22 protein-coding genes are annotated in these 23568 nt (G+C 47.2%); 17 read left to right on the top strand and 5 right to left on the bottom strand.

Translation table 11 applies throughout. The features are described 5' to 3' along the window. Nucleotides 1-10 precede the first annotated feature (10 nt). Complete coding sequence (locus tag SCJ97_05710) at nt 11-424, top strand: cobalamin B12-binding domain-containing protein (GenBank protein ID MDW7739539.1); 414 nt, start codon at nt 11-13, stop codon at nt 422-424. Here the strand turns inward: SCJ97_05710 and SCJ97_05705 are convergent. Continuing rightward, nucleotides 402-1454: an NAD-dependent epimerase/dehydratase family protein gene (locus SCJ97_05705; GenBank protein ID MDW7739538.1), complete on the bottom strand. Its 1053-nt coding sequence runs from the start codon at nt 1452-1454 to the stop codon at nt 402-404. The genes SCJ97_05710 and SCJ97_05705 overlap by 23 nt on opposite strands. A gap of 1 nt (nt 1455) precedes the next feature. After that, nucleotides 1456-2055, bottom strand: a complete 600-nt coding sequence (locus SCJ97_05700; GenBank protein ID MDW7739537.1) for a TetR/AcrR family transcriptional regulator — start codon at nt 2053-2055, stop codon at nt 1456-1458. A 158-nt stretch (nt 2056-2213) separates the two neighbouring features. Between SCJ97_05700 and SCJ97_05695 the strand changes: the two genes are divergently transcribed. From SCJ97_05695 to SCJ97_05620, 16 genes are all read left to right on the top strand, one after another. After that, the gene (locus SCJ97_05695) at nt 2214-2900 is read left to right on the top strand and encodes a CDP-alcohol phosphatidyltransferase family protein (protein MDW7739536.1); all 687 of its coding nucleotides are present in this window, start codon (nt 2214-2216) and stop codon (nt 2898-2900) included. Nucleotides 2901-2987: 87 nt separating this feature from the next. Continuing rightward, complete coding sequence (gene ligA, locus SCJ97_05690; protein MDW7739535.1) at nt 2988-4991, top strand: NAD-dependent DNA ligase LigA; 2004 nt, start codon at nt 2988-2990, stop codon at nt 4989-4991. A 44-nt stretch (nt 4992-5035) separates the two neighbouring features. Then, on the top strand, nt 5036-6424 hold the full coding sequence (locus tag SCJ97_05685; GenBank protein MDW7739534.1) for a sigma 54-interacting transcriptional regulator: 1389 nt from the start codon (nt 5036-5038) through the stop codon (nt 6422-6424). Nucleotides 6425-6532: 108 nt separating this feature from the next. After that, entirely contained in the window at nt 6533-7288 is a 756-nt protein-coding gene (locus SCJ97_05680) for a transposase (GenBank protein MDW7739533.1), read from the top strand. A 120-nt stretch (nt 7289-7408) separates the two neighbouring features. Then, the gene (locus tag SCJ97_05675; GenBank protein MDW7739532.1) at nt 7409-8452 is read left to right on the top strand and encodes a Glu/Leu/Phe/Val dehydrogenase dimerization domain-containing protein; all 1044 of its coding nucleotides are present in this window, start codon (nt 7409-7411) and stop codon (nt 8450-8452) included. Between the two features lie 75 nt (nt 8453-8527). Next, nucleotides 8528-9118, top strand: a complete 591-nt coding sequence (locus tag SCJ97_05670; GenBank protein MDW7739531.1) for a 2-oxoacid:acceptor oxidoreductase family protein — start codon at nt 8528-8530, stop codon at nt 9116-9118. Continuing rightward, complete coding sequence (locus SCJ97_05665; GenBank protein MDW7739530.1) at nt 9108-10652, top strand: FAD-dependent oxidoreductase; 1545 nt, start codon at nt 9108-9110, stop codon at nt 10650-10652. The genes SCJ97_05670 and SCJ97_05665 overlap by 11 nt, the downstream gene beginning before the upstream one ends. Before the next feature lie 2 nt (nt 10653-10654). Beyond that, the gene (porA, locus tag SCJ97_05660) at nt 10655-11797 is read left to right on the top strand and encodes a pyruvate ferredoxin oxidoreductase (protein ID MDW7739529.1); all 1143 of its coding nucleotides are present in this window, start codon (nt 10655-10657) and stop codon (nt 11795-11797) included. Further along, on the top strand, nt 11794-12696 hold the full coding sequence (locus SCJ97_05655) for a thiamine pyrophosphate-dependent enzyme (protein ID MDW7739528.1): 903 nt from the start codon (nt 11794-11796) through the stop codon (nt 12694-12696). The genes porA and SCJ97_05655 overlap by 4 nt, the downstream gene beginning before the upstream one ends. A 157-nt stretch (nt 12697-12853) precedes the next feature. After that, entirely contained in the window at nt 12854-13699 is an 846-nt protein-coding gene (locus SCJ97_05650) for a fumarate hydratase (GenBank protein MDW7739527.1), read from the top strand. 34 nt (nt 13700-13733) lie between these two features. Next, nucleotides 13734-14285 (top strand): Fe-S-containing hydro-lyase, encoded by a 552-nt coding sequence (locus SCJ97_05645; protein MDW7739526.1) that lies wholly within the window; start codon nt 13734-13736, stop codon nt 14283-14285. Between the two features lie 28 nt (nt 14286-14313). Beyond that, nucleotides 14314-15654 carry an NADP-dependent malic enzyme gene (locus SCJ97_05640; GenBank protein MDW7739525.1) on the top strand — a complete coding sequence of 447 codons (1341 nt, stop codon included), beginning with the start codon at nt 14314-14316 and terminating at the stop codon, nt 15652-15654. Nucleotides 15655-15667: 13 nt separating this feature from the next. Further along, complete coding sequence (locus SCJ97_05635) at nt 15668-16351, top strand: 4Fe-4S dicluster domain-containing protein (GenBank protein MDW7739524.1); 684 nt, start codon at nt 15668-15670, stop codon at nt 16349-16351. 24 nt (nt 16352-16375) lie between these two features. Next, nucleotides 16376-17980 (top strand): FAD-binding protein, encoded by a 1605-nt coding sequence (locus SCJ97_05630; protein ID MDW7739523.1) that lies wholly within the window; start codon nt 16376-16378, stop codon nt 17978-17980. Continuing rightward, the gene (locus tag SCJ97_05625; protein ID MDW7739522.1) at nt 17980-19182 is read left to right on the top strand and encodes a CaiB/BaiF CoA-transferase family protein; all 1203 of its coding nucleotides are present in this window, start codon (nt 17980-17982) and stop codon (nt 19180-19182) included. The genes SCJ97_05630 and SCJ97_05625 overlap by 1 nt, the downstream gene beginning before the upstream one ends. Nucleotides 19183-19213: 31 nt before the next feature. Further along, nucleotides 19214-19438: a hypothetical protein gene (locus SCJ97_05620; GenBank protein ID MDW7739521.1), complete on the top strand. Its 225-nt coding sequence runs from the start codon at nt 19214-19216 to the stop codon at nt 19436-19438. A gap of 489 nt (nt 19439-19927) precedes the next feature. On the opposite strand, the gene SCJ97_05615 is transcribed toward SCJ97_05620, so the two are convergent. Genes SCJ97_05615 through nth form a run of 3 tightly spaced genes read right to left on the bottom strand, consistent with a single transcriptional unit; the run spans nt 19928 to nt 23494 of the window. Next, entirely contained in the window at nt 19928-20413 is a 486-nt protein-coding gene (locus tag SCJ97_05615) for a tRNA (cytidine(34)-2'-O)-methyltransferase (GenBank protein MDW7739520.1), read from the bottom strand. Next, nucleotides 20391-22832, bottom strand: a complete 2442-nt coding sequence (locus SCJ97_05610; protein MDW7739519.1) for an ATP-binding protein — start codon at nt 22830-22832, stop codon at nt 20391-20393. The genes SCJ97_05615 and SCJ97_05610 overlap by 23 nt, the downstream gene beginning before the upstream one ends. After that, nucleotides 22829-23494, bottom strand: a complete 666-nt coding sequence (gene nth / locus SCJ97_05605; protein MDW7739518.1) for an endonuclease III — start codon at nt 23492-23494, stop codon at nt 22829-22831. The genes SCJ97_05610 and nth overlap by 4 nt, the downstream gene beginning before the upstream one ends. Between the last annotated feature and the right edge of the window lie 74 nt (nt 23495-23568).

Raw genomic sequence — 23568 nt, 5'->3', positions numbered from 1 at the left:
GGGTGTTGAGATGAGTGGGAAAAAGATCAGGGTGCTGGTGGCGAAGCCGGGGTTGGATGGGCATGACCGGGGGGCGCGGGTGGTAGCCCGGGCGCTGAGGGATGCCGGGATGGAAGTGGTCTATACCGGGCTGCACCAGACACCGGAACAGATAGCGGAGACAGCCCTTCAGGAAGATGTGGATGTGGTGGGTCTGAGTATTCTATCAGGGGCGCATATGACCCTGGCCCCCAGGGTCAAAGGCTTACTGAAAAAGAATGGCATGGAAGATGTGCTGATGCTGGTTGGAGGTATAATCCCTGAAGAGGATGCCGACGAACTGATTAAGACCGGTTGTTGCGATCAGGTTTTTACACCGGGCGATCCGCTGGATAAAATATCTGATTATATTTACGGTAAATTTAACCCTGTTTCTGAGGAATGACCGTTTTCCGATATCTTTTTTTACCGCTGCGTAATTTTAAACTTTCCTGGACCGCTCTTTTTTTCGAGCTGCTCCAAACCAGAAAATCTGCAATAGCTTCTGAAAGAGGCCTGGGCCGGTAACCAAGTTCGTTCCAGGCTTTCTGTGAGCTGAATACCGAGTTGTCGATTACTGTCTGCAGCGAATAGACTGTATAATGGGACCTTATTTTCAGCCACTGCGTGAAATACTGGATAATTGAAACGGCAACAATGGCCAGTTTTACCGGGACTTTAACTTTATATGCTTTTTCTCCCTGGGCTTTCCTTGTCATGTCGTGTAGGCTTTCAATTGTTTCCTGCTGTCCGGAAAGAATATAGATCTCCCCGCATCGCCCCTTAGCACAGGCCAGAATAAGACCCCGGGCTACATCGTGGACATCGACGAAATCGAAAGCGCCGTCGATCAATAAATTTACCCTGCGATCGGCAAAAGAAAGGAGAGCCCGACCCATCTCGGAGTCGGCATAGTCATGAGAGCCGATAATGCCGGTGGGGCAGACAATAACTGCATTTAAGCCCTTTTGAACTGCATCAAGAACAGCCATTGTTCCTTCGGCTTTTGTCCGGTCATATGAACCGTTCGGGCTGTCAATGGCCAGAGGAGTTTTCTCATCGATTGTTATCCCGTGCGGTTCACGGCGGAATGCGTGGACGGAGCTAACATGAACGAGCCGTTTTACCCCGCATTCCAGGGCAACTTCTGCTACGTTTCGTGCACCTTCAACGTTAACCTGCTGCATCATTTCTTCCATACCCGGGCGGATTGCGATCACCCCGGCCAGGTGATAAACTTGATCGATACCCTGCATCGCCTGTTTTAGCGCGTTGCAATCGAGGATATTGCCGACCACGACTTCTACCAGCATACCTTCCAGAGCTTTAAGTGGCTCCCCGGGTAAAACGAATACCCTGACTTTCTCTCCGCTATTTATAAGCTCCCGGACCAGTACGTTGCCCAAATGCCCGGTTGCTCCGGTAATTAATATCATTTTAATCCCTCCGTTTTAAACCTTCAAAAAGTATATTAATGCTGTCCTGCAGCTTTTTCCCCCAGTTTTCTCCCTCAGGGTTAAGTGAAGCCTGTAGAAAGAGACCGCTTGAAAGTGAAAGAAGCAGCTGGCCGGTGGTTTCCGGGTCAACAGGTGCGATCACTTTCTGTTCGATTCCGCGGCTGACAAACCTGGAAAATATCTTCTGGTAACGCCGGTATGGAGCAAGAGTAGCGCTGCGAACTTTTTCATTGCGGTTGGCATGGGTCCACAATTCAAGAAAAAGGCCCATCAAGACCTGGTTTGAGATAAAAAGGTCCTGCATTTTACCGGCCATCTCGAGCATTCCGACTAGAACGTTATCAGCCCGGTTTACCGCATCCTCCAGGTTTTCTTCAAGGGTGGTAAGCCAGGTATCGATCAATTCGAGAAAGACTGATTCCTTGCTTTCGAAATGATAATAAAATGCGCCTTTGCTAACTCCGGCCTGTTCGCAGATTTCTGCGACGCCGGTAAACGCATACCCGTCAGTAGCGATACGCAGGGTGGCTGCCGAAAGGATGGTTGCCCTGGTCTGTGCGCTGCGCTGAATGTTGTTCATATGATGCCTCCACACAAATAATTAAAAACCGACCGGTCAGTATGTTTGCTAATTTAATTATACAGATCGAATATTAAAAGTCAAGAAAGTATGAAAAGGGTATAAGTCGTTCATACAGAATTATTAAGTAGTGTCCGGGAAAGCGAGGCTGTCTCATAATGACCCGGTTTGGTGATCGCATATCAGAAGCTGAACAGAAATTGCGGGACAGATTATTCGGACCGCTGGTTCTTTTTATTTTTCCCAAGTGGTTTACACCCAATCATGTAACGGCTTTAAGGGCCTTTCTGGTTCTTACAGCAATTATATTTTTCCTGGTTGGGATTTCCCTGGGTTGGCAGATTTTTATCCTGATCGTAGCGGCTTTAACAGATTTTGTTGATGGGATACTGGCCAGGGCAAGGAAGCAGTATTCCCTGCACGGCGCGTACTTTGATCATGCCGTTGACTGGTTTTTAGGCGGCTGGGCCGGTATTCTTGCGTTAATCAATGGTTTGCTTCCATTTTCATTCATGGCCGCCATAATAACTCTTCAGTTGGGGATCACAGTGATTGACAGGGTGAGAGCTGCAAATATTGAGAAAAACAGCAGCAGGGAAAAAGTGCTGGCGATTGCCATGGGTGCGGCTAATTTTCAGCCGAGCGCCTTTTCGAGGTTCCAATTTTTCTCGATTTTAACCGGATTTTTTCTTATTTTGCTGGGGCATCTCTGGCATTCTGGTGTAATCAGGTATTTCGGGCTTTTTTTTCTATACGCCGCTGTAGTTTTTGCCGCTATTCTACTTTTTGATACAATTTACCGATTGATCGTTGAGAAAAAGCTGACAAATAGGGCGGCCAATTGAGGAAGCCATATCAAGTAGTCTTTTTTATTTGTTTTATTTTTTTGATTGTTTATTAATATTTCTAATTGAGTTATAAGGGGAAAAGGAATGGACGCACTTGGTCTGGATAAAGCGAGGCAGCGGATTGCAGAACTGCGCAGTGAAATCGATGATTATAACTACCATTATCATGTACTCGATCAGCCTTTAGTGGACGACCATCGGTTTGATCAGATGATGAAAGAGTTAAAAAAACTTGAGGAAAAATTTCCCGAGCTTAAGGATCCAGATTCTCCGACTCAAAGGGTTGGAGGAGAGCCTCTCTCAGCATTTGTGCCTCTCGAGCATAAGGTGCCCATGCTGGGCCTGGACAATGCTTTTGATGAGGATGAAGTTAGAGATTTTGACACCCGGGTTCGTAAGTTGTCGGGTCTGAGTACTGTTGAGTATTTCTGTGAGCTCAAAATAGATGGTTTGGCAGTTTCACTGCAGTATGAAGAAGGCATCTTTAAAAATGGTTCAACCCGTGGGGACGGCCATACAGGCGAAGATATCACCCTTAACATTAAAACAATCAAACAGATTCCCCTGCGGCTGAAAGAAGCCCTTGATTTAGAAATCCGGGGGGAAATATATATCAATAAAAGTGATTTTGAAAACCTGAACAGGCAGCGTGAGGAACAGGGACTGATGCTTTTTGCCAATCCCCGCAATGCAGCGGCCGGCTCTGTCAGGCAACTTGACCCCCGTCTGGCTGCCGCACGACCTTTGAAACTTTTTGTTTATGGCCTGGGAGAGCATAATTTACATGTCAACACACAGTATGAGCTGCTCAATTACCTGCATGAACTCAGATTTCCGGTAAACCAGCACCGCAAGCTATGCCGTGGGCCGGAGGAGGTCTGGGGGTACTGCTCCGATTGGTCTGAGTCGAGGCATGAACTGCCCTATGAAATCGATGGTATAGTGATCAAGGTCAATGATCTGACGCAGCAGCGGAATCTGGGTACTACGGCCAGAAGTCCCAGGTGGGCGGTAGCCTATAAATACCCTCCTGAAGAGAAGATGACAAAAGTAGTTAATATTGATGTAAACGTTGGAAGGACCGGTGCGATCACGCCGATAGCCATTCTTGACCCGGTTGCGCTAAGCGGAACAACTGTGCAGAGAGCCAGTTTACATAACGAGGATTTTATTGCTGAAAAGGGGATAATGATCGGGGATACGGTAGTAGTTCGCAAGGCAGGAGAGATCATACCCGAAGTATTGAGAGTTATTATAGAAAAGAGGACTGGTGAGGAGAGATCATTCAGGATGCCTGAGATCTGTCCTTCCTGCAATTCGAAAACGGTCAGGTTGAGCGGTGAAGCGGCAAGGAGATGCATTAACCTTTCATGTCCGGCTCAGCTGGTTGAAAAGCTGGTTCATTTTGCCTCTAGAAGAGCGATGGATATAGAGGGAATGGGGCCGGCTATGGCCGAAATATTATTTAACAACAACCTGGTCCGTGATGTGGGCGATCTTTATTATCTTGAAGTTGAAAAACTGGCTGCACTACCACGGGTTGCCGATAAATCGGCGGAAAATCTTCTGGAGTCCATTGAAAATAGCAAGGCTAATCCGCTCAGGCGGCTGCTGTTTGGACTGGGTATACGCTTTGTCGGTGAAAAAGCGGCCCGCCTGCTTGCCGAACGATTCGGATCATTGGAAACACTGCAAAAAGCAGGAGAGGAAGAACTGACTGATGTTGAAGAAATAGGTCCGAAAATAGCCGAAGCGGTAGTCAGTTTCTTAAGGATGGCGGAAACTATACCGGTCCTTGATAAATTGCGCAGAGCCGGTGTGAATTTGATCGAACCGGTGACTGCTGAATCAGTAGGAATCTTCTCCGGAAAAACTTTTGTCTTCAGCGGCACTCTCGAAGATTATACCCGTGATGAAGCAGCTGCCCTGGTCGAATCAAAGGGCGGGCTGATCAGTAATTCAATCAGTAAAAAAGTGAATTACCTTATTACGGGCGCCCAACCTGGTAGCAAGGTAGCCAAAGCAAGAGATTTAGGTATCGATATTATCGATGAAACCCGGTTTAAAGAAATGCTGGCTGAAGAATAAAAACCGCTCTTATTTTTGGCGGTTATGCTCGGAGGTGTTGAAGGATGGTGCATAGAAAAGTATCTGCTTTGACAGCTGATGAAGAGAGCAGACAGTTGCTCCAGGCAATCATTGATTCTCTGTCCGATGCCGTTTCGGTAGTCAATGAAAAAGGAATCGGCATAATGGTCAACAGGGCGTATATCAGGCTGACCGGGATGACCGAAGAGCAGGTCCTGAAGAAACCGGCTACAGTAGATATTGCCGAGGGTGAAAGCGTTCATATGCGTGTTCTGCAGACGGGAAAACCGATCAAGGGTGTGCGGATGAAGGTCGGCCCATTCAGGCGCGAAGTTATTGTAAACTGTGCCCCGCTGGTTATAAACGGAAAACTGAAGGGCAGCGTCGGAGTTATTCACGATATTTCAGAACTTCGAAGAGTAATGGAAGAGCTTGAACGGACCAGACGTCTGATCAGAAGGTTAGAATCCCGCTACACCTTTGATGATATCATTGGCAGCAGTGAGCAAGTCTTGAACGCCATTGAACGGGCCAGGCAGGCAGCTTCAACTCCGGTATCTGTTTTGCTTCGTGGTGAGTGCGGGACAGGCAAGGAACTTTTTGCTCATGCTATTCACCATGCCAGCGAACGTGCTGACAGACCGTTTATCAGGGTTAACTGCGCTTCACTGACCGATACGCTCCTGGAAAGCGAGCTTTTCGGCTATGCAGATGGCGCTTTTACCGGAGCCAAAAAAGGCGGCCGAAAAGGTTACTTCGAAGAGGCGGCCGGTGGAACTCTTTTTCTTGATGAGATCGGAGCGATGAGCCGTGAAGCACAGGCAAGATTGTTAAGGGCTATCCAGGAAGGTGAAATCATCCGGGTCGGCGAGTCGCGCTCGCGAAGCATTGATGTGCGAGTTGTCGCTGCCACCAATGCAGACCTGGAAGATATGACCGACCGGGGCTATTTCCGCAAGGATCTCTACTACCGCCTGAACGTGTTTCCCATTGTTTTGCCGCCATTACGGGAAATAAAAAGCGATATTCCCCTGCTGGTAAATCATTTTCTTGACCGCTACGCTCAGGAATATGGCCGAACGGTTATCGAGACTGCTCCGGGTGTCTTCCGCCGATTAAAGGAGTACGACTGGCCGGGCAATATGCGCGAACTGCAGAACGTAATAACCCGCGCTTTAATCAACATGGACCGGGACGAAGAAGTTATCGAGGAAAAGCATCTTTACATGCCCTTTATTACCACCGCTGAAGAAAAACGAACTGCTTCCATGCCAATCGATGGTTCGTTAAAAGATATGCATTCCCTATGGGAAAAAACTATCCTCGAACAGATCCTCGAAGAAAGCGGCGGAAACAAGGCTGAAACAGCCCGCCGCCTCGACATTTCAATCCGCAACCTCTACAACAAACTCCACCAACACAACCTAATCTAAACCGCACACGGGGACGGTTCTTCTGTGCGGTTTTTTAGGTGATCAAAACAAGGGTATAACACTGTAGTGTTGAAAAATATATATAGAATATTTTCGAGGAGTGAATTTATGCCACGTGGAGCTAGAGAGAAGAGCAGCACTGGAATCTATCATGTTGTAATGCGAGGAATCAACAAACAAATAATATTCAATGATGATGAAGATAGACAATTTTATTTAGCGAAGGTGAAAGAATATAAAAAGACATGCGGCTACGAGATTTATGCCTATTGTTTGATGAATAATCATATACATTTGTTGATGAAAGAAGGAATTAATTCATTGGGGATATCCTTCCGGAGAATCGGTGCAAGCTATGTTTACTGGTATAATTGGAAATATGATCGAGTAGGTCACTTATTCCAAGATCGCTATAAAAGTGAAGCAGTTGAAGATGACAAATATTTTCTAACAGTATTAAGATATATCCACCAAAACCCATTTAAAGCTGGACTCATAAATGATTTAAATTACCCATGGAGCAGTTATCGTGAATATATTCAGAAACCTATTATTTGTAATATAGAGCTGGCACTTAATATGTTTTCAAAGGAGCAAACAGAAGCTAAGCGTTTATGGGCAGATTTTAACCAAGCAATTAATGATGATCTGTGCCTGGATATAAATGAAAAACGAAGATTAGGCAATAGAGAGGCTGTTGAGATTATTAAAACAATCGCCGCCGTAAAAGATCCGAAAGAAGTTGGATTATTTGAAGGGAAACACTTAACTTCGGTAATACAAAAATTTAAAAAAGAAGGGTTATCAATTCGTCAGATAGAGACGTTAACGGGAATTAGTTTTTGGAAAATAAGGAAGGTATAATTACAAAGAACCCGCACAGGAGAACCGTCCCCTTGTGCGGTTTTTTGGTGTGGGGAAAATTGGTATGAAAATTGCGATAAATATAATGTGGAATCGAAAATAATTTTTGGGGGGATGCAAATGTCCGGTTTTATGGCCAGGATGGCCGAACAGGGATATGAAGAAGTGGCAATGTTTCATGATGCAGAAACAGGATTAAAAGCGGTTATTGCGATTCACAGCACATTTCGGGGGCCAGCATTAGGTGGAACCCGTATGTGGACCTATGCCTGTGAAGAAGATGCTATAGATGATGCCATGTTTCTTGCCCGGGGCATGAGCTACAAATCTGCCGCTGCCGATCTGCCTCTCGGCGGTGGGAAAGGGGTCATTATCGGAGATCCTTGCAAAGATAAGTGTGAAGAATTATTCAGAGCATATGGACGCTGTGTTGAAAAAATGAATGGCCGGTTTATAACTGCAGCAGATATGGGCACTGAAGAACATGACCTCGATTGTGTCAGGATGGAGACAGATTATGTAGTAGGTGGTTCGGCACTGGGCAGCCCTTCACCATACACCGCATATGGCGTCTGGAAAGGTTTGAAAGCCTGCGCTTCTGAAGTTTACGGCACTCCCAGCCTAAGAGGGTTAACTGTAGCTATCCAGGGTGTGGGTAGTGTAGGATATGCTTTATGTAAGCACCTCGTTGATGAAGGAGCAAAACTGATTGTTACCGATATAGATACAAAACGTCTACAACACGCGGTGGATACACTGGGAGCAACAGCTGTGACGCCCGATGAAATCTACAGTCAACAGTGTGATATATTTGCTCCCTGCGGAGGTGGCGGAGTCATTAACTCCAAAACATTACCCGAACTCAAATGCAAGATTGTAGGTGGAGCAGCCAATAATGTGATCAAGGACCCGAAATACGGTCCCGAGCTTCAAGAACGCGGAATTCTCTATGCACCGGATTATATAATTAATGGTGGGGGTATTATTTTTGTCGAATACAGCAGGCAGGGTAACAAAGATACCGAATTCATCAAATCGGAAATTGACCGCATTGAAGGGCGTCTGACGGAGATAATCAAGCGATCCAGGGAAGAAAATATTATACCTGAAGATGCTGCCGATCGATATGCAGAAGATAAACTTCGTGAAAAAGTCGTAAACTAACCAGAATAGAAAACCGTGCAATATTATGCAGGCAAACAATTGCAAATTGCAGGATATTGCAGGGAGGAGTGGGCTATGGAAAACGAAATGTTTGAATTCAGAATACACGGCAGGGGCGGTCAGGGCATAGTTGTAGCCGCATCGATATTTGCAGAAGCAGTTTTTTCGGAAGGTTATTACGCCCGTGCTTTTTCTTTATTTGGAGCAGAGCGACGGGGTGCACCGGTGACCGCCTTCATACGGGTCAGCAAGGATAGGTTGATGCCCCGAAGCAGAATTTATATACCGGATTACGTAGTGGTATTTGATGCTACAATAACCGGAAGCACTCTTGTTGCCGGTCTTAAAGAAGACGGTATCATGTTGATCAATGCTGATGATAACTGGCAGGATAAGCTACCCCCGGAAGCATTTAAAAACAATAAATTCAAAATTTATGTAGTCGATGCAACTGATATTGCCAGCCGACACAAACTGACGATTGGCAGTTTCCCCATGGTCAATACAGTTATGCTCGGTGCGATGGCCAGGATCAGCGGATTATCTTCACTGGAAAACCTTACCTCGGCGATCAGGAAAAAAGTATCGGCAAGTATTGAAGAAAACATCAAGGCAACAACCCAGGGTTACGAAACGGTAAAGGAGGTGGGGCAGCTTGTCACCTGAGCAAATGATAGAAAAAGTTCCTTATGCCTGTGGATTTGATCCCATATCCGCCAACAAGACCGGCGAATGGCGATTTATGACCCCAGACCGGGTAAGCCGGCTTTCTCCCTGCCGACAGGGCTGCCCGCTGGACGGGCATATACCGGGTTGGCTGGAAGCGGTTAAGGCCGAAAAATGGGATGAAGCATGGGAGATAATGAGCATTTACAACCCCTTCCCGGCAATTACAGGGCATGTCTGTTTTCATCCCTGTACTGAAAACTGCAATCGCGGACAGCTTGACGAAGTGATCGATATTCCCGGTGTTGAGAGGACAATCGGTGAATGGCGCCTGGCGAATTATCAAAAACCGGAAACGCCTCAGACTGATAAAGGTGATATAGCGGTGGTCGGATCAGGTCCGGCCGGTTTAAGCAGTGCCTATTACCTGGCTCAGGCAGGTTATGGCGTTACCGTATTTGAAAGATCTGGAGAAATCGGCGGAATGCTTGCTCTTGGTATCCCGGAATATCGCTTACCCAGAAAAGTCCTTCAGAAAGAGATAGCAGTTCTGGAAAAAGAGGGCATCAAATTCGTTACAAGCTGTAATATAGGTAAGGATAAATCGGTTGCTGACCTCTTCAGTGAATTTGACCAGGTATTTTTTGCAACCGGAGCCTGGATTCCACGTAAGGCAAATATCCCCGGTGAAAAGAACAGCGGCGTATTCAATGCTCTCGATTTTCTGAGCCGCGTGAACACAGGGAATCCACCGGAGTTGACCGAATCAGTTGTCGTTATCGGGGGTGGCAATGCAGCCGTAGATAGCGCCCGGACTGCTCTAAGAATGAATGGCGTGAACCACGTAAGCCTTATTTATCGCAGGAGCAGGGTCGAAATGCCTGCCGATCCGGTTGAGGTGGAAGCAGCGGAACGTGAGGGGGTTGAATTAATATTCAATGCCCGGCCACGAGAAATCATCACTGAAAAAAATGAACCAACCGCAGTTATTTTTGATCACAGTAAAACAAACCTGGAAGGCCTGGTTGTTGATAGCAGCCGTTCATTCACCAAGGAATGCGGTTCAGTAATAATGGCCCTGGGCCAGGAAGCTGATCACTCCCTCTTCGGAGAAATTAATGAAGAGAGGTCAGTATTTGCCGGTGGAGATCTGGTTACAGGTCCCGACACCGTTCCGGCAGCGATCAGGGCGGGAAGAATTGCCGCACTGTGTATTCAGTCGGCAATGGAGGACCTTCCTCTTCCCGAACTGGAACTTGAGTTTGAAAAAGCGCTCGCTTTTGAAGATCTGAACCTTGAAGCACAGGTTAACCTGGAATTTCAGCAGCGTCAGGCTGAACCGGTATCAGAAGCTGCTCGCTGCCTGGGATGCGGAACATGTACATCCTGCGGGATCTGTTACCTCTTCTGCCCCGATCTTGCCGTTGACCTGGTTGACGGTAGATACGAATTTAATCTCGACTATTGTAAAGGCTGCGGCATTTGCGTTAAAGAATGCCCGTCACAGGCTCTTGCAATGAAAGGAGGCAGATAATAATGCCATTTGAATTGATGAGCGGAAACCAGGCAGCCGCAGCTGCTGTCCAGCGTGCAGGGGTTGATTTGGTTGCTGCCTATCCGATTACACCCCAGACGGCAATTGTCGAAACACTTGCCGATTATTCAGCCAACGGGCTCCTGAAGGGCGAATTTGTCAGCGTTGAGTCTGAGTACTCCGCCCTGGCGTGCTGTAATGGAGCCGTGGCAGCAGGAGCAAGAGTTTTTACCGCTACTTCTTCACACGGGCTTGCCTTCATGCACGAGATGACCCAGTGGTGCAGTGGGGCAAGGTTCCCGATAGTCATGGTCAATGTGAACAGGGCGATTGGAGCGCCATGGGTGCTCGATCCGGACCAGGGAGACAGCCTGAGCCAACGCGATACGGGATGGATGCAGATATACTGTTCCGGCGCTCAGGAGGTATTTGACACGGTCCTGCAGGCTTTTGTATTGAGCGAAGAACTGCTGCTGCCCTGCATGGTTGTCTTTGATGGCTTCTATATTTCTCATACCTACGAGGTGGTCGATATTCCCGAAGAGGAAACAGTGAGGAAGTTCATTAAACCACCAACTTTCGAAGCTCAGGTGCAGCCGGGCCGGCAGAAAAACATTCACGGTCTGACTGCGGGAGAAAATCAGCACCTGCTGGTCAGGAAACGACATGAGGATATGCTGAAAGCCCTGAACCTTTTAGAGAAAATCAACGAAGATTACCATAAAATATTTGGGAGGAGCTATAAGGCTGTATATGCAGAAATTCCTGAAGGCGCAGAAACTGCTGTAGTTGCAGCCGGGGCTACTGCTGAGACCGTGAGATGGAACCTGCCCAAACTTACTGGAACCGGTTTGATCCAGCTGAGGATGTTCAGGCCTTTTCCTTCAGATCAGCTCTGCAAAATATTTAGCGATCACAAGATCAAACGCTTGATCGTCATCGACAGGAATTGTTCAACAGGAGTAGGGGGCATTTTTGCCCAGGAAATAAAATCAGCGATATATAAAATGGATAAACCTCCCGTGGTAAACGATCTGATCCTGGCCGGAGGGATCGATTTGACCGGCGATATGCTGAAGAAGGTAATCGAAGACAGTCATTTGGCTGATAAGAGTGAAGACAAGTGGGGGGTGGATATACAGTGAATATTAGTGAATTGAATCGCGAGAGAGAAATTCTGTATTCAGGTCACAGTGCCTGTCCGGGATGTGGGGCTGTTCTGACTGTCCGTCATATGACGAGAACACTCGGTCCGGACATAGCCATGGTTATTACCGCCTCCTGTTGGAGTATAATTGCCGGGATGCCTCCCCTGACTGCCCTTAAATGTCCGATCCTGCACTGCCCGTTTCCAAGTGCCGGTTCTGTTGGCGGCGGCCTGAAAAGAGGTTTGATTGCAAAGGGGCATCTCGATACGACAGTCGTTGTGCTGGCTGGAGATGGCGGCACATTCGATATCGGGCTGCAGGCCCTTTCGGGAGCTGCCCAGCGTAATGAAGATTATATCTTCATCTGCTATGATAACGAAGCATACATGAACACAGGGATGCAAACCAGTTCGGCCACACCATACGGAGCCAGAACAAACACCGCACCCTATCCCCTGTTTAAGGAAGGGCAGAAGAAAAATATCATGCAGATCATGGCTGCTCACAGTATACCTTATGCAGCAACAGCCACGGTCGCTTTTCCTGATGATATGGAACGGAAACTGAAGAAGGCAAAAGAGATAAAAGGATTCAGGTTTATTCATATCCTTTCACCCTGCCCACCGGGTTGGGGAGCTGAATCTTCAGATACAATCCACCTTTCAAGGTTGGCGGTTACCACCGGGTTTTTCCCGCTCTACGAAATATACAACGGCATAACCTGGAAGCTGACAAGCCCGCCGGATATGAAAGGGACTCCGCTTAACGAATACCTGGACAGTCAGAAGAGATTCAACAAGATGGACCAGATCAGGCGGAAAGCTCTACAGGAAGAAGTTGATCATGATTGGTCGTGCCTGATGGATCGATGTGAGGCCTCAGTAGATACAGATTGACAGACTTAAGCGTTCTTCAACTTTCGTCGACGCAAAAATTATAATAAATTTTAGAATTCCTATAAATCTTAAAACCAGCAGCAGGATTTTCCCTGCCCGAGCCGAAAAATAATTAATGTTATACATGATTTCATACATTAGAAGGAGGTGTCTGGTTTTGAGGGAGATAGCGGCGTCGACGATCTCAGAACAAGTGGCCGAGATGTGCCAGAAAGCTAACATCTACCTGGGTGAAGATGTTTTTGATGCGCTGAAAAAGTCATTGAAAACTGAAGAATCGCCTACGGGCAAGGAAGTATTAAAGCAATTGATTGAAAATGTAGAGATAGCCAAAAACGAGCAGATCCCGATCTGTCAGGATACGGGATTTGCCGTTTTTTTTGTTGAATGGGGCCAGGATGCTCATTTAACCGGAGGCACGCTCGAAGAAGCGATTCACGCTGGCGTAAAAAAGGGCTATACGGAAGGCTATTTGCGTAAATCGATTGTGACCGATCCATTGTATGAACGGAAAAACACCGGTGATAATACCCCGGCCGTTATTTACACAGATCTCGTTCCCGGCGACAAGGTTAAAATTGCATTTGCCCCGAAAGGAGGGGGCAGCGAGAACATGAGCTCGGTGAAAATGCTCAAACCTTCTGACGGGGAAGCGGGCGTGATCGACTTTGTGGTGAACCATGTCAAAGCTGCCGGCCCAAACCCCTGCCCGCCGATTGTTGTTGGGGTAGGCATCGGTGGTACTTTTGAGAAAGTAGCAATGCTGGCCAAGAAAGCCCTTTTCAGGCCGATCGGGCAATCAAACCCTGAAAAACGCTTTGCAGACCTGGAGAAGAAAATTTTGGAAAAAGTAAATGATCTGGGAGTGGGTCCGCAGGGTTTCGGGGGTAGAACCTTTGCCCTGGCCGTACATATCGAAACCTTCCCGGCTCATATTGCCAGTATGCCGGCCGCGGTGAACATTAACTGCCATGCCTGTCGGCATCTTGAGATAACAATCTAAATTCAGGACAGACCGAAAGGAGGAAGATTTTACGATGGAACCAAAAAGAATTAAAGCGCCCCTGAGCGATGAAGACGTTTTAGCTTTAAAAGCAGGCGATAATGTTTTAATCGACGGGGTAATCTATACAGCTCGCGATGCAGCCCATAAAAAACTGGTTGAACTGATGGAAAAAGGAGAAGAGCTGCCTATTGACCTAAAAGGCCAGTTTATTTATTATGTCGGTCCCACACCGGCGAAACCCGGTCAGGCCATCGGCTCTGCCGGACCGACGACCAGCGGAAGGATGGACGCGTATACCCCGCAGATGCTGGAGAAAGGGATGAAAGGCTGCATCGGCAAGGGGCTGCGCAGCCAGACCGTTAAGGATGCGCTGGTTAAATACAAAGGAGTCTACCTGGCAGCTGTAGGTGGTGCCGGAGCACTTTTATCCAAAAGAATCAAGAAAAGTGAAGTAGTGGCCTACCCTGAGTTGGGGGCAGAGGCGATCCATCGCCTGGAAGTTGAAGGTTTCCCGGCAACCGTGATCAACGATGCTTACGGCAATGACTTATACGCCGAAGGGGCCAAGGAATACGCTCGTTAAAAACATATGAAAGAAGGGATTTGTAAAGATGACCATGAACAAAGATGAACTACTGGCCAAGGCGAAAAAGCCGGCTGAAGACGCCATGCGTTTGCACCCTTTTTATAAAGGGAAAATGGAAACAACCTTAAAAAGCTGTGTGCGTGATATCAATGACTTTGCCATCTGGTATACTCCCGGCGTAGCCGAGCCCTGCAAGGCAATTGCTGCCGATAAATCGAAAGTCTATGAATATACCAATAAGGCCAATTTCTGTGCTGTTGTCTCCGATGGCACCAGAGTTTTAGGCTTAGGCGATATCGGCCCTGAAGCATCCATGCCGGTTATGGAAGGCAAAGCCTTGCTCTTTAAATACTTAGGCGGCGTAGACGCCTTTCCGGTCTGTGTCGACACCAAAGATCCCGATGAACTGATCAACTTTGTCAAAATGCTCCAACCCTGCTTCGGGGGGGTTAACTTAGAAGACATCGCCAGTCCCAAATGCTTCTACATTCTCGACCGCCTGAGGGAAGAATGTCATATCCCTGTCTGGCACGACGACCAGCAGGGCACAGCGATGGTCAACCTGGCCGGGTTGATTAATGCCCTTAAAATTGTCAATAAAAAAATTAGCGAAATTAAGATCGTCATGTTGGGCGTGGGAGCTGCAAATGTTTGTACTGCCCGTCTGATTATTGCAGCCGGAGCAGATCCGAAAAAAATAATCATGATTGACAGTAAAGAAACGCTGCATTCAGGGCGGACAGAGCTCAAAGAAGAACATCCGGTCAAGTGGGAACTGGCCCAGATTACCAACGGAGAAGCAATCACCGGTGGTGCCCCGGCTGCCTGCCAGGGTGCTGATGTCCTCATTGCCTTATCCAAACCCGGTCCCGATACGGTCAAGAAAGAATGGATTTCCAGCATGGCTAAAGATGCAATCGTTTTTGCGTGCGCCAACCCGATACCGGAGATCTGGCCCTGGGAAGCGCTGGAAGCCGGAGCAAAGATTGTTTCAACCGGCCGTTCCGACTTTCCGAACCAGGTCAATAACTCACTGGGCTTTCCGGCAATTTTCCGTGGGGTACTCGATGTTCAGGCGACAACAATCACCGACAGCATGTGTATTGCTGCCGCTGAAGAACTGGCTGCCTGTGCTCCTGATGGCGGAATGAATCCTGAAAAGATCCTGCCGACCATGGATATGTGGGAGATCTTCCCCCGGGTGGCGACAGCCACTGCAATGAAAGCCATTGAAGAAGGAGTGGCCCGGGTGAAGTTAAGCCGCGAAGAGATCTACAAGAATGCTGAAGCAATTATTAAGCGTTCACAGGATCTTACCAAGGCAATGATGGATCAAGGTTTTATCCCCATGCCGCCTGCCGAGTAAAGAGGAGGATCTTATGAGCGACGAGATAAAGATGGTTGACATATTTTTAATGGGAAAACGCTACAGGGTTCCAGAATCACTGACAATAATGGATGCCATGGAATATGCCGGTTACCAGCTGAAAAGAGGCTGCGGCTGTCGGGCCGGTTTTTGTGGAGCTTGTGCAACCGTATACCGGATGGCCGGTGATTTCGAATTGAAAGTCGGCTTGGCCTGTCAGACCAAGGTGGAAGATGGTATGTATTTGGCCCAGATTCCGTTTTTCCCGGGCCGGAAAGCCACTTTCAACCTGGAAGAGATCAAACCTTCTGTAGCCCATTTTGCCCAGCTCTACCCGGAAGTATACCGCTGCCTCGGCTGCAGTTCATGTACAAAAGTATGCCCGCAGGATATTGATGTAATGCAGTATATTGCCTATATTCAGCGCGGCGATTTTGCCAAAGCGGCAGACATCTCTTTCGACTGCCTGATGTGCGGTTTGTGCGTATCAAGATGTCCAGTCAACATTGTGCACTACAATGCTGCTCTGACGGCGAGGCGCCTTTACAGTCGCTATATTGCCAAACCGGATGCATTTCTTGCTCAGAGGGCAAAAGATATTGCCGATGGCAAACTTGATGCCGAAATCGACGAACTGGTGGCGGCTAACCGTGAGAAACTGCAGGAACTCTATGACAACCGTGAGATTGAGAAGTAGACCTGGAGAGGAGGAATATCTAACTTGGCATATACAGGTAAGTTAGGAGAACTGGTAAAAATAGTGGAAGAAAACAGAGCCTCCCGGGTCGGTGTTGAATATCCGCGGATGTCACCGGAAGAGAGGCGTCAGGTTCTTAAAGATTTTCATCCTGACTATATTGTAGACGGTTTCAGGGATTTAAAAGTCGGAGTTGATAAGGGTGCCCGCCTGACGGTTGAAATGGCAGATGTTTTTGAGTCGTGGAGCCGATTAAAGGGCGTCGATATCGATTTGACTGCAGAGCCGGATTACGATGTTGATGTTTTGATCATTGGCGGTGGTGGTGCAGGAGCATCAGCAGCCTTGGAAGCCCATGCTGCCGGAGCCAATGTTCTGATAGCTACCAAACTTCGTTTTGGTGATGCCAATACAATGATGGCTCAGGGTGGTATTCAGGCTGCAGACAAGGAAAACGACACTCCGGCCATGCATTATGTTGATGTAGTTGGCGGAGGCAGATTTGAAAATATTCCCGAACTGGCCAGGGCACTGGTTATGGATGCGCCGCTGGTTATCAAGTGGCTCGAAGATATGGGTACCATGTTTGACAAGAAAGATGACGGCACGATGATCACCATTCACGGGGGCGGAACATCCCGTAAAAGAATGCATGCAGCACGCGACTACACCGGTGCTGAAATAATGAGAACCCTGCGTGATGAAGTGCTGAACAAAGGAATTACAATCGTTGAATTTAACCCTGCGGTTGAAATAATCCTTGACCGGGACGGAAAAGCTGCGGGGGCCGTGCTCTTTAACCTCGAAACAGAGCAGTACCAGGTTGCCAGGGCGAAAACTGTTATTATTGCCACCGGAGGTTCTGGACGGCTTCATTACCGGGGATTTCCCACAAGCAACCATTACGGGGCGACTGCCGATGGCTTGATCATTGGTTACAGAGCCGGGGCAAAAATAATCTACGCCGATTCGATCCAGTATCATCCGACCGGCGGAGCTTACCCGCCTCAGCTCCTTGGGCTGCTGGTAACAGAAAAGACCCGTGGTTTGGGCGCTACACCTCTAAATATTAAAGGTGAACAGTTTGTTTACCACCTCGAAACCCGCGATGTTGAATCTTCGGCTATTATTCGGGAATGTGAGGAGCGTAAACTGGGAGTTCCCCTTCCAACGGGTATAACTGCTGTCTGGCTTGATTCTCCACTGATTGAACTGATCCACGGAGAGGGGACAATTGAGCGACAGCTACCGGCGATGCTCCGTCAGTTCCAGCGTTTTGGAGTGGATATTCGTAAAGAACCGATGCTCATCTACCCGACCTTGCACTACCAGAACGGAGGGCTGATCATCGATGCCGATGCGCAGAGCACGGTTGAAAACCTCTACGTTGCCGGTGAGGCAGCTGGTGGCATTCACGGGACTAACCGTCTGATGGGTAACTCCCTGTTGGATATCGTCGTTTTCGGTCGTCGTGCCGGCAGGCATGCGGCTGCCAGGAGCAAGGAAATGTCTGTGCCTGAAGGATTAAACCTGAATCATGTTGAAACATATCACCGGGAGTTGGAAGAAACGGGTGCGGCGGACGGCCGGGTAGGCCCAATCTTGCTGCCGCATTATACTCACAGATAATGGCCGATTCAGGAAAATTAAAAGAACAACCGCTTACCGGTTTAAAAGTGATCGATTTAACAAGACTTCTGCCTGGTCCGCTGTGTACCATGATGCTTGGCGACTATGGTGCGGAAGTTCTGAAAATAGAAGATATACATGCCGGCGATCCCACAAGGTTCGTCGGCACTTTTTTTGAAAATGGCAGCGCCTTCTTCAGACAACTAAACCGTAATAAAAAGAGCATTGCCCTGGATCTGAAAAGTGTATCCGGACGTGAGATTATTAAAATACTAAGTAAGAAAGCAGATGTTCTGGTCGAAGGGTTCAGGCCTGGTGTAATGGACCGCCTGCAGTTGGGTTACGATCACTTGAAAGCGATTAACCCGCAGATTGTATATGCATCGATCAGTGGATACGGCCAGAAAGGTCCTTATCGCGACAGGGCCGGTCACGATATTAACTATACGGCTCTGGCCGGAATGCTCGAACTCAGCCGCGGTAATGACGGTAACCCGGTTATGCCGACAGTGCAGATAGCTGATATAGCCGGCGGATCTCTCATGGCGCTAAATGGGATCATGATGGCGCTTTTTAAAAGAGAGACCAGAGGAGAGGGTAGTTTTGTTGACATCTCAATGACCAGGGGTTTGCTGCCCTGGTTAACCTATGCCGCATCGGCGCTGACCGGCAACGAGGCACTTCCCAGACGTGACAGTGCCCATATCACCGGTGGTTATGCTTGCTATAACATTTATAAAACTAAAGATAACCGATTTATGAGCCTCGGTGCGCTGGAACCGGCATTTTGGCAAAATTTCTGCGAAGCTGTGAGTAAACCGGAGTGGATTTCCCTGCAGTTTGAACAGGAAAAGAGAGAAGAGCTGATCAGACAGGTTCGCTCACTTTTTAAAGAAAAATCGAGGCAGGAGTGGATAGAACTCTTCTCTGAAACCGATGCATGCTGCGAACCGATCCTTGAATTAAATGAAGCGATCAGGCACCCGGTAAACCGGGCTGAGGGCTACTGGTTAGAGTCTGCAGCAGGTCTAGAGGGTGAGCTTTTAACCGGTTTTCCGCTTCTATTTACCGGAAAAACAGGATCCCTGAGGTTGCAACCTCCGGCCCATGGTGAGCATACAGCAGAGATTTTAGAAGAGCTCGGGTATACCAAGAGCGATATTGAAACGCTGAGGGCGCAGGGGGTTATTAAAGTCAAATAAATTTGATGCTAAAAGCCCTGGCTCACGAAACATGTTTTCATCCATTCAAGATATTTTATCGTATAAGCAGAACCTGATACTGTGCGCTCCGGATCATTTCGCGGAGAATTACTGCCGGTTCGCCTTCAAGCTTCAGCAGGCAGCCTCGACAGTCGACACTAAAGTCTCCGGCCTCGGTCTGCCTCTCTGGAAAGCTGAAACAGTATTAATCATTCCGGAGAGGCATTTACCGCTTCTTCTTTCGGCTCACCGGTAATTCTAACCGCTCATGTTAATGTCGCTTACAGTATCAGGGTCTGCTTATCCCGTTTCAGGTTGGTTTATTTATTTAAAACATAACAAGCATGCAATAAGGCGGGTGCTGTAAGCCTGCAGCGAATCATTAAGCGAGTGGTCTAGAATTGCCGGCGAAACAAAGCGAATAAAGAGATCCGGTCATTAAAAATATTAAATTCTGCTTCAGGTTTTTTAAAGACCGGACCGAGGCCGGAGACTTAAGTGTCGACTGTCGAGGTTTCTCTTGGAAGGCTGCAGTTAAGCCGCAGCAATTCTCAGCGAGCTTACGTGAGCCAAGGCTTACAGCATCCGTATAAGTGGATAAGAAGTGCAAAACCCCGGAGCGAACAGTATCGGAGTCTGCTGATAAAGAGTAGCGTAAATTGGTTATCAAATCAGGTGTAAGACGATAATCGTGAACCAGGGATTAAAGTTTTAGATTGATTGAGGATTCAGGAATAAGGATGGATTAAATGAGGCCGGGGAAGTTTTGCTGACGGAGCGCTTCATAGAGTACCAGGGCTACGGTATTGCCAAGGTTAAGAGAACGGGGAATCTGGTTGTTCATCGGAATCCGCAGGGTAATTTCTGCCTGGTCCAAAATATCTGTCGATAACCCCCTTGTTTCACTGCCGAAGACGAGAAAATCGTTGGAACGGTAGTCGATTTCATGATAGAATTGACTGCCCCTGGTGGAGTAATAAAGAAATCGAAAGTCAGGGTAAGTTTTTTGAAGTGTCATGAAATCAGCATGCACTTCGAGGTCAAGGTATTTCCAGTAGTCGAGCCCCGAGCGACGGACCTGACTTTCGGAGATAGAAAAGCCCAGGGGCTCAACAAGGTGCAATTTACTACCCGTCATTACGCAGGTTCTGGCAACATTGCCGGTATTCGGAGGTATTTCAGGTTCGACTAATACTACATTCATCGGGTCATTCTTCTTTCCCGTTTTCATCTTTTGGGGCAATCAAGTCGTTATTTTTGTCATCTTTTTTTGCTTTAATAGCTTCGTTAAAGTCTTTAAGTTTCTTTACCACTTTACCGTTAAAGCTGTCTTCAGGGTATGTATTATCTTCTTGCAGCTCTCCGGTTTTCAAACCGGAAAGAAGCTCAAGCCCCTCATCAATAGTTTTCATGGTATAAATATGAAATTGTCCTTTTTCTACAGCCTCGACAACTTCTTTTTGAAGCATCAACGAGCGGCGGTTCTTCTCAGGGATAATTACACCCTGAGTGCCGGTCAATCCGACTGCTTTACAGGCCAGGTAAAAGCCTTCGATCTTGTAATTTACTCCACCGATAGGCTGAATTTCACCTTTCTGATTGATCGAACCTGTAATGGCCAGATCTTGCCTGAGTGGTACATCGGCAAGGCTCGAGAGCAGGCAGAAAAGTTCGGCAGCCGAAGCGCTGTCTCCGTCAACTCCGCCATAGGACTGTTCAAAACAGAGGTTGGCTGTCAGGTTCATGGGCACAATCGATCCGTAACGCTGACCGATACATCCGCTCATAATAAGAATTCCCTTGTCATGAATATTTCCGCTCAAATCGCTTTCCCGCTCAATATTTACGATCCCTTTTCGTCCCAGATAGGTTGATGCAGTTATTCGGGATGGTCGACCAAAACGGTAATCACCCTGGTCTAGTACCGATAAGGCATTGACCTGTCCAACCTTACTGCCTTCCGTATCAATCAGAATAATTCCATCTTTGATTGATTCAACAATTTTTTGTTCGTACTTATTCGAGCGGTAGATCATTTCAGAAAGAGCCTTTTCTACCTGTGCGTTACCGACGATATCTACACCGTCTATATCTGCCCAGGCATCTGCTTCAAATAATATGTCAACAATTTCGTTAAAGCGGGTGCTTAGTTTTTCCCTGTTTTCGGCCAACCTTGTGCTGTGATCTACGATTTCGGCAACTGCTTCACGATTGAAGTGACGCAGGTTTTGCTTATTGCAGTGGAATGAGATAAACCCGGCCATTTTATTGATGTTATCCTCACGACGATCCATTTCGACATCAAAATCGGCTTTTATTTTAAAGAGTTTACGGAAATCTTCATCATAGTGGTAGAGAATCTGGTAAAGATATGGTGTGCCGATCATAACGATTTTTATGTTTAGGGGTATTGGCTGTGGTCGCAAGGTTGCCATCGCCACTAATCCGAAATGTTCACTTATGTTTTCTATCCTGATTTCGCGTGTTCTGATCACCCTTTTAAGGACTTCCCAGGATTGCATGGCCGTTAGAACATCCCGAGCCTGTAAGATTAAATAACCGCCGTTTGCCTTATGCAGCGCTCCCGGTTTAATCATTGAAAAATCGGTAACGACCATCCCGAAACGGTTTTCATATTCAACCCTGCCGAGTAGATTATAGTAGGAAGGGTTGGTTTCATAAACCATGGGTGCACCTTCTGTATCACGGTGATCGACCAGCAGATTAACCGTATAGCGCATGTCGGCCTGATCCTGAGTCTGCCTTCTCAACCAGAACATGGGGTTCTGCTGTTCATCATCTTCACCACGGAAATCGCTCAGGTTGGAAAGCACATCTTCCTGGTATGCTTTCAGGTATTTCGTAACCGCCTGGTTATGTTCATAATCTTCCATTAGCTCGTTGAAAAGGTGCCCGATAGCTACCAATCCGATACGCTGATCGAGTTCCTTCAACTGTTCTTTAAGCTCTTTTTCTTCCTTTTGAACCCGGCGCATAATTTCCATTGCTTTAAGCTGTACTTCAGTTGATTTTTTCTCAAAATCGTCTTTTTGGGATTGATCGAGCTTGGCATAATCCTCTTCGCTGATCTGTTCACCTTCATGAACAGGTATTGTTACAAACCCGGAACTGGTTCTTTTCAGGGCAAAACCCATATCCTGGGCCGTTTTGTTCAGTTCTTCAAGCAGGGAAGACCGCTTTTCCTGAAATTCTTTAACGTATACGGACTTTTGACGTTCGTAATCTTCTCCATCAAATGCTTTTGGTATGGTTTGTTTTAAATCTTCAAGAAGTTCTTCGACACGATTACAAAAATCATAACCTGTACCGGCCGGAAGGTTCAACGCAATCGGTTCACCGGGATGCTCAAAATTATAAACGTAGACCCAGTCATCGGGAACAGGTTCTCCTGACGATATTTTTTTAATGATTGATTGGGCATAGCTTGATTTGCCGGTTCCGGTTAACCCGGTCATGAAGATATTGTAACCAGGCCTCTTTATGCGCAGGCCAAATTCTGTTGCCTGCACTGCTCTCTCCTGACCGATCATTCCTTCCAGAGGCGGAACCTCAGCGGTGGTTTCGAAAGCTATTTCATGAAAATCACAGCTTGCACGCAGATCTGCAACGGATAACTTTTCCCATGTCATTTAGTATCTCCCCTTTTCAGAACATACAGGCATAGTTGATTAAGAAAGCAGTTTTCACAATCCGGTTTCCGGGCATGACAAACCCTTCTACCGTGAGCAATCAACCGGTGATGAGAATTGATCCACTCACTCACCGGAATAATATTCTTTAGTTGTTCTTCAACCTGTTCAACATTTCCTCCATCAGCCAGGCCAAGTCTTCTTGATACCCTGAATACATGTGTGTCAACAGCAATGGCCGGTTTTCCAAATACGCTGCCGATTATAATATTTGCCGTTTTCCTGCCAACTCCCGGCAGTTTAACTAACTGAGTAAAATCAGCTGGAATATCTCCACCGTATTTTTCGATGATAATCCTGCTGGAAACTACCAGCGATTTGCTCTTCTGGCGGTAGAGGCCGCAGCTTTGAATATAACTTTCAAGCTCTGCCGGTTCCATTTTCGACATATCTGCAAAAGAAGGAACAGCTTTGAAGAGAGTTGACGTAATTTTATTTACCTGTTCATCGGTAGTCTGAGCAGAAAGGATAGTGGCCACAAAAAGCTGGTATGGGTTTGAAAATACCAGGCTTGTTTTCGCCCGCGGGTAGTATTCGGCAAGTTTAGCAAGAATGATTTTTAACCTGTCATTGTCCTGTTCGATTAACGCTGATTTCTGCATATGTCATTATAGATCGCTCGCACTTTTTGGTAAAGTGCTTATAGAACATTTATCATGAACATTACATGAGATTC

The organism is Bacillota bacterium (assembly GCA_033549065.1).
Lineage (GTDB): Bacteria > Bacillota > Dethiobacteria > DTU022 > DTU022 > JAWSUE01.
The sequence above is the reverse complement of the archived record's forward strand: the minus strand, read 5'-3'. Positions and strand labels throughout refer to the sequence as shown.

Bases quoted from the DNA above. Each gene is read 5' to 3' on its own strand.
- SCJ97_05625 (MDW7739522.1), top strand. From the start codon at position 17,980: ATGGCCGATTCAGGAAAATTAAAAGAACAACCGCTTACCGGTTTAAAA.
- SCJ97_05640 (MDW7739525.1), top strand. From the start codon at position 14,314: ATGACCATGAACAAAGATGAACTACTGGCCAAGGCGAAAAAGCCGGCT.
- SCJ97_05645 (MDW7739526.1), top strand. From the start codon at position 13,734: ATGGAACCAAAAAGAATTAAAGCGCCCCTGAGCGATGAAGACGTTTTA.
- SCJ97_05695 (MDW7739536.1), top strand. From the start codon at position 2,214: ATGACCCGGTTTGGTGATCGCATATCAGAAGCTGAACAGAAATTGCGG.
- SCJ97_05620 (MDW7739521.1), top strand. From the start codon at position 19,214: ATGTTTTCATCCATTCAAGATATTTTATCGTATAAGCAGAACCTGATA.
- SCJ97_05705 (MDW7739538.1), bottom strand. From the start codon at position 1,454: ATGATATTAATTACCGGAGCAACCGGGCATTTGGGCAACGTACTGGTC.
- SCJ97_05700 (MDW7739537.1), bottom strand. From the start codon at position 2,055: ATGAACAACATTCAGCGCAGCGCACAGACCAGGGCAACCATCCTTTCG.
- SCJ97_05635 (MDW7739524.1), top strand. From the start codon at position 15,668: ATGAGCGACGAGATAAAGATGGTTGACATATTTTTAATGGGAAAACGC.
- SCJ97_05680 (MDW7739533.1), top strand. From the start codon at position 6,533: ATGCCACGTGGAGCTAGAGAGAAGAGCAGCACTGGAATCTATCATGTT.
- SCJ97_05615 (MDW7739520.1), bottom strand. From the start codon at position 20,413: ATGAAAACGGGAAAGAAGAATGACCCGATGAATGTAGTATTAGTCGAA.
- SCJ97_05710 (MDW7739539.1), top strand. From the start codon at position 11: ATGAGTGGGAAAAAGATCAGGGTGCTGGTGGCGAAGCCGGGGTTGGAT.
- SCJ97_05610 (MDW7739519.1), bottom strand. From the start codon at position 22,832: ATGACATGGGAAAAGTTATCCGTTGCAGATCTGCGTGCAAGCTGTGAT.
- SCJ97_05685 (MDW7739534.1), top strand. From the start codon at position 5,036: ATGGTGCATAGAAAAGTATCTGCTTTGACAGCTGATGAAGAGAGCAGA.
- SCJ97_05670 (MDW7739531.1), top strand. From the start codon at position 8,528: ATGGAAAACGAAATGTTTGAATTCAGAATACACGGCAGGGGCGGTCAG.
- SCJ97_05675 (MDW7739532.1), top strand. From the start codon at position 7,409: ATGTCCGGTTTTATGGCCAGGATGGCCGAACAGGGATATGAAGAAGTG.
- ligA (MDW7739535.1), top strand. From the start codon at position 2,988: ATGGACGCACTTGGTCTGGATAAAGCGAGGCAGCGGATTGCAGAACTG.
- porA (MDW7739529.1), top strand. From the start codon at position 10,655: ATGCCATTTGAATTGATGAGCGGAAACCAGGCAGCCGCAGCTGCTGTC.
- nth (MDW7739518.1), bottom strand. From the start codon at position 23,494: ATGCAGAAATCAGCGTTAATCGAACAGGACAATGACAGGTTAAAAATC.